At 71.6% G+C, this 5,898-nt stretch carries 6 protein-coding genes; all 6 read right to left on the bottom strand.

The genetic code is table 11. The features are described from left to right. Positions 1–82: 82 nt before the first annotated feature. On the bottom strand, positions 83–1,330 hold the full coding sequence (gene fabF / locus N864_RS18420; protein WP_034720493.1) for a beta-ketoacyl-ACP synthase II: 1,248 nt from the start codon (positions 1,328–1,330) through the stop codon (positions 83–85). A gap of 98 nt (positions 1,331–1,428) precedes the next feature. After that, positions 1,429–1,677: an acyl carrier protein gene (locus N864_RS18415; protein ID WP_034720490.1), complete on the bottom strand. Its 249-nt coding sequence runs from the start codon at positions 1,675–1,677 to the stop codon at positions 1,429–1,431. A 76-nt stretch (positions 1,678–1,753) separates the two neighbouring features. Next, complete coding sequence (locus tag N864_RS18410; protein WP_051518779.1) at positions 1,754–2,779, bottom strand: beta-ketoacyl-ACP synthase III; 1,026 nt, start codon at positions 2,777–2,779, stop codon at positions 1,754–1,756. Between the two features lie 92 nt (positions 2,780–2,871). Beyond that, positions 2,872–3,813, bottom strand: coding sequence for an ACP S-malonyltransferase (locus N864_RS18405; protein WP_034720486.1), 942 nt, complete (start codon positions 3,811–3,813; stop codon positions 2,872–2,874). Between the two features lie 45 nt (positions 3,814–3,858). Beyond that, entirely contained in the window at positions 3,859–5,103 is a 1,245-nt protein-coding gene (locus tag N864_RS18400; protein WP_034720482.1) for a PucR family transcriptional regulator, read from the bottom strand. A gap of 42 nt (positions 5,104–5,145) precedes the next feature. Beyond that, a complete protein-coding gene (locus tag N864_RS23780) occupies positions 5,146–5,853 on the bottom strand; it encodes a class I SAM-dependent methyltransferase (RefSeq protein ID WP_051518778.1) in 708 nt (235 codons plus the stop codon). Positions 5,854–5,898 lie beyond the last annotated feature (45 nt).

The raw sequence follows: 5,898 nt of genomic DNA, 5'->3' as shown, positions 1-5,898 counted from the left end.
CCGGACGGTTCGTGCGTCCGGGCCTTCGCCATGGGTATGCCGCTGAGCCGGCTCTCGCGGGCTTGCTCAGTGCCGTGCCGGCTCAGTACGTGCGGATCGCCAGGGCGACGTTGTGCCCGCCGAAGCCGAACGAGTTGTTCAGGGCGAGCAGGTCGCCCTCCGGCAGGGCGCGGTTCTCGGTCACCACGTCGAGCGGGATCTCCGGGTCCTGGTGCTCGAGGTTGATCGTCGCGGGGATGACGCAGTGGTGCAGGCTGAGCACGGTCAGCACGGCCTCGAGCGCGCCGGCCGCACCGAGCAGGTGGCCGGTCATCGACTTGGTCGCCGTGACCGCGATGGCGTCGGTGCGCTCCCCGAAGGCACGCCGAATCGCGTTGTACTCGGCGACGTCGCCGACCGGCGTGGAGGTCGCGTGGGCGTTGATGTGCACGACGTCATCGAGCGAGGCGCCGGCGTTCTCGACCGCGAACCGCATGGCGCGCGCGGCGCCGGAGCCCTCGGGCTCCGGGGCGGTGATGTGGTGGGCGTCGGCCGACATGCCGACGCTCGCGAGCTCGGCGTAGATGCGGGCGCCGCGGGCCTTCGCATGCTCCTCCGACTCGAGCACGACGACCGCCGCGCCCTCGCCGAGGACGAAACCGTCGCGGTCCACGTCATACGGGCGGGACGCCTTCTCGGGGGCGTCGTTGCGGGTCGAGAGCGCCTGCATCGCCGCGAAGCCGGCGATCGGCATCGGGTGGACGGCCGCCTCCGTGCCGCCGGCGACGACGACGTCGGCCCGGCCGGAGCGGATCATCTCGATGGCCAGGCCCATGCTCTCGGCGCCGGACGAGCAGGCGCTGACCGCGGTGTGGGACCCGGCCCGGGCACCGAGCTCGAGCGACACCGCCGCCGAGGGGCCGTTCGGCATGAGCATGGGCACGGCGAGCGGGTAGACCCGACGCGGTCCCTTCTCGCGAAGGACGTCCCACTGGTCGAGCAGCGTCCACACGCCGCCGATGCCGGAGCCGATGGCGGTGCCGAGCCGCTCCGGCTCGATCTCCGGGGCGCCGGCGTCCTGCCACGCCTCGCGGGCGGCGATCAGGGCGTACTGGCTCGAGGGGTCGAGCCGGCGGGTCTCGACCTTGGCGAGCACCTCGCTCGGGGGCGTGTGGATGGTCGCCGCGAAGTGGACCGGCAGCTCGTACTTGGCCACCCAGTCGAACTCCATGGTGCGGGCGCCGGAGCGCCCGGCGAGGATGGCGTCCCAGGTCTCCGGGACGGTGCCGCCGACGGGGGTCGTGGCACCGAGTCCAGTGACCACGACGCGCTGGTCGCGAGTGGACGTCATGATGAGGTGCTCCTCTGTCGCAGGAATGGGGCTGTGGGGGGAAGGGGTGGACACGGCGTGACCGGCCGCACGGTGCCGGCCGGCCACGCCGGGAGTCGTCAGCCCTGGGCGTTCGAGATGAAGTTGACCGCGTCGCGGACGGTCTTGAGGTTCTTGACCTCGTCGTCCGGGATCCGCACGCCGAACTTCTCCTCGGCGTTGACGACGATGGTCATCATCGAGAGGGAGTCGATGTCGAGGTCGTCGGTGAAGGACTTGTCGAGCTCGACCTGGTCGGTGTCCAGACCGGTCTCCTCGTTGACGATCTCGGCGAGACCCTCGAGGATCTCCTGCTCGGACTGTGCCATCTGACTGCTCCTTGTGTTGGGTGGCTGGTGCTACCTCGGTCCCGATGACCCGCGGAACCAGCGGGAGACGGGTTCGTCAGGGAAGGACGATGACCTGCGCAGCGTAGACGAGGCCGGCGCCGAAACCGATCTGCAGCGCGAGGCCGCCGCTCGGGATCTCCTTCTCGGCCAGCATGCGCGTCGTCGCGATCGGGATCGAGGCGGCCGACGTGTTGGCAGTCGTGACGATGTCGCGAGCGACGGGGATGTCGGCCGGCAGCTTCAGCTGCTTGATCATCGCGTCGATGATCCGGATGTTGGCCTGGTGCGGGATGAAGGCGTCGAGGTCGTCCGCCGTGATCCCGGCCGCGTCGATGGCCTTCTGGGCGACCGGCGCCATGCCCCACACCGCCCAGCGGAAGACGGCCTGGCCCGCCATGGCCAGCGTCGGCCAGTGGGCCGCCTCGCCGACCTCGGGCTCGCCGGCCTGCTCGAGCGGGGGACCGCCGGCTGCCTCTTCCATGGTCCGGCCCCGGAAGCTCTTGCGGATCTGGGTCCAGGGCTGGGTTTGGGTGATCGTGTCGCGCTGCGTGCCCTCGGAGCCCCAGATCGTCGGGCCGATGCCCGGGGTGTCGGACGGGCCGATGACGCACGCGCCTGCTCCGTCGCCGAAGATGAAGGCGGTCGATCGGTCGTACGGGTCGGTGAAGTCGGACAGCTTCTCGACGCCGATGACGAGGACGTGGTCGGCCGAGCCGCCCTTGACCATGTCGCTGCCGATGGCGACGCCGTAGCAGTAGCCGGCGCACGCGGCCGAGATGTCCATCGCGGGCGCGGTCGAGCCGAGCCGCGCGGCGAGCTCGGGTGCCGCAGCCGGCGTCTGGTAGGGGTGCGTCACGGTGGCCATCAGGACGAAGCCGATCTGCTCCGGCGTGATCCCTGCGTGCTCCATGGCCTGACGGGCCGCAACCTCGGCCATGTCGATGACACTCTCGTCGGGGGCGGCCCAGTGGCGGCTCACGATGCCGGAGCGTTCGCGGATCCACTCGTCGCTCGAGTTGATCTGCTCGACGATCTCGGAGTTGGGCACCACGCGGGCGGGCCGGTAGGCGCCGACGCCCATGATCCGGGAGTGCCGGGTCGACGCGGGAGAGATGAGGGTGCCGGTCCCCTTGGGGGTGGGCGCTGCAGCGGAGGTGCTCACGAGGTGCCTTCTCAGTCGGTGGGATGGGAGATGCCGGCGTGCTCGCGGATCACGTCGCGGGCGGCGTCGAGGTCGTCGGGGGTCTTGAGTGCCACGGCGGGGACGCCCTTCATGGCGCGCTTCGCCAGGCCCACGAGGGTCCCAGCGGGGGAGACCTCGATGAGGCCGGTGACGCCGAGGTCGAGCATGGTCTGCATGCAGAGGTCCCAGCGGACCGGGTTGCTCACCTGGCCCACGAGGCGAGCGAGGACGTCGGCGCCGTTGGTGACGACCTGTCCGTCCGCGTTGGAGAGCAGGTTGCCGTGGGGGTCGGCCGGGGTCAGGTCGGTCGCGAGTCGGTTCAGGGCGTCCACGGCAGGGGCCATGTGAGCGGTGTGGAACGCCCCGGCCACCTGCAGTGGGATCACGCGCGCCTTGGCCGGCGGGTCGGCCGCGAAGGCGGCGAGCTGCTCGAGCGTCCCGGCAGCGACGATCTGGCCGCCACCGTTGACGTTCGCCGGGGTCAGACCGTGGCGCTCGATCGTGGCGAGCACCTCGGCCTCGTCACCGCCCAGGACCGCCGACATGCCGGTGGGAGTGACGGCACTTGCGGCCGCCATGCCCTGCCCGCGCTCCCGCACGAAGCCCATGGCCTGCTCCTCCGGCAGCACACCGGCGGCAGCGGCCGCCGTGATCTCGCCGACCGAGTGCCCGGCCCAGACGTCGACCGCCGCCGTGGACTCCCCGCCGAAGAGGGCGCCCAGCGAGACGAGCCCCGCCGCGACGATGAGGGGCTGGGCGACGGCCGTGTCCTTGATGGTGTCGGCATCGGACGTGGTGCCGTGCTCGACAAGGTCTAGCCGGGCGGCGTCACCGAGGCGGACGAGCCGGTCGCGGGTGCCCGGAAGCTCGAGCCACGGCGCCAGGAACCCGGGAGTCTGGGAGCCCTGTCCAGGGCAGACGATCGCTAGCACCCTCCTAGCATCCCCGAACTGACGTGGACATGACGCCTCCGAATGTCACCAATTCGTGACCTGCGCTTTGGAGGGTTCCTCCAAAGGTCGAGGCCGGACCAGCCGTGCGGTAGAGCCCTCGGGCAGGGCGAGGTTGCCCAGCGCCAGGGCGATGCGCACCGACCAGGCCTCGCGAGGTGCCGCGAGGTCGTAGCCGATCAGCTCGCTGATGCGGCCGAGCCGGTAGCGCACCGTGTTGGGGTGCACGAACAGGGTGCGGGCCGTCGCCTCCAGTGACCCGCCCTGCTCCAGGTAGGCCTCGACGGTGCGCAGGAGCGTGCCCTGCGAGTCCTGCAGCAGGGGCCGGTGAACGCGGTCGACGAGCGTGCGGCGAGCCCGCTGGTCGCCGGCGAGGGCCCGCTCCGGCAGCAGGGCGTCGGCCTCGACGATGCGTGGCGCCGCGGGCCAGGCCCGTGCTGCGGACAGCCCGCTGAGGGCGGCTCGCGCGGAACGACCGGCGGCGAAGAGGTGCGGCACCGTGGGGCCGATGACGATATGGCCCCCACCGAAGTGGTCGCCGACGGACGTGACGGTCGGCACCGGGCGGTCCGTCCCGCCGAGGATGACGATGAGCTGGTTGCGCTGGATGATCGCGAGCGCCTCGAGTCCCTCCCGGCGCACCGCCCGGCGCAGGGTGTCGACGGCCGCCGCAGGGCCGGTGTCGGACACGGGAGCCGGCCCGACGACGAAGGTGACGTGTGCGACGGAGCCCCAGCCCAGGGCACTGGCCCGCGACTGCATCGAGGCGTCGGCCTCGCCCCGGAGGACCGCGTCGACGACCAGCGCCTCGAGCCGCGCGTCCCAGGCGCCGCGTGCCTCGGCCGCCCCCGCGTAGATCTCGGCGGCCTCGAAGGCGATCTCGCGTGAGAAGAGCAGGACCGACTCGCGCAGCAGCGCCTCGTCACCCGGCTCCGCGAGCTCGTCGACGTGGGACTCGACGACGTCCACGACCGTGCGGATCAGGTCGATCGTCTGGCGCAGGCTGACCGACCGGGTCAGCTCCTGCGGCGCGTTGCCGAAGATGAGGTCGGCCGACGGCGCCACATCCCCGTGGTTGCGGAACCAGGTGATGAAGGCGGAGATGCCGGCCTCGACGACGAGCCCGACCCAGGAGCGCTCCTCGGCGGTCAGGCGTCGGTACCAGGAGTGCTCCTCCATCCGTCGCGTCGCGGCCGAGGCCAGCACGCTCGTGCTCCGGTCGACGGCCCGTGCGGTCGCCGGGGTCGGTGACGTCCGCCGCTGCTCGCTCACCCGGCCAGCCTACGGCGGCTTTGTATGTCGCTCACAAAGTGATCAGAGCGCCGTCAGGATCGAGGTGTGGCCGGCATACTGCCGCGACCCCTGGAACGCCGGGAGCGTCGCCGCGAGCGTGGGGGAGAAGCTGCTCAGGTATGCCGCTGCCGCTGGGTGGTCCTCGAAGGTGGCCCTCGTCTCGATGTCGCGCTGGGTCACCTGCTCGAAGTGGAGGCACAACGCCGACGTCGCGTTCTCAGAGGAGAACTGGGTGACGAGGGGAGCGCCACCGGCCTCGCGGAGCAGGTCAGCCAGGTGCTCGTTGCCGTTCGTCGCGGCGCAGAAGGTGCCACCCGGGCGCAGCACCCGACGGACCTCGCGCAGGGCGGCGTCGAGATCGGGCACGTGGTAGAGCATCCATGCCGCGACGACGACGTCGAAGGCTGCGTCCGGGAAGGGGAGTGCGTCGGCCGAGGCCTGTTGCGCCGGCACGCGGAGGGCCGCCGTCGCGGCCACCATCGCGGGGGAGAGATCAGTCGCGACGTAGTCGACGTCTGGCAGGGCATCGGTCACCGAGCGGGCGAACCTGCCCGTGCCGCAGCCGATCTCGAGCACCCGACTAGGGCGGCACGCGAGCACCGCGTCACGGAGAGCGTCGACCGGCGAGATCCCCTCCGGCCCGGGGCCCCAGACGCCGCGGCGTGTCTCGAGGTTCGTCGTCGAGGCGTACTGCAGCGCCAGCTGCTCCGCGTCCGTGATGCCATCCACGACACCCAACCCTAATCATCGCGATCGACAGTGCAGCAATCCCCA

Origin of the sequence: Intrasporangium chromatireducens Q5-1, from assembly GCF_000576575.1 — a bacterium.
Classification (GTDB): domain Bacteria; phylum Actinomycetota; class Actinomycetes; order Actinomycetales; family Dermatophilaceae; genus Intrasporangium_A; species Intrasporangium_A chromatireducens.
The sequence above is the reverse complement of the archived record's forward strand: the minus strand, read 5'-3'. Positions and strand labels throughout refer to the sequence as shown.

Bases quoted from the DNA above. Each gene is read 5' to 3' on its own strand.
- N864_RS18415 (WP_034720490.1), bottom strand. From the start codon at position 1,677: ATGGCACAGTCCGAGCAGGAGATCCTCGAGGGTCTCGCCGAGATCGTC.
- fabF (WP_034720493.1), bottom strand. From the start codon at position 1,330: ATGACGTCCACTCGCGACCAGCGCGTCGTGGTCACTGGACTCGGTGCC.
- N864_RS18410 (WP_051518779.1), bottom strand. From the start codon at position 2,779: ATGGGCGTCGGCGCCTACCGGCCCGCCCGCGTGGTGCCCAACTCCGAG.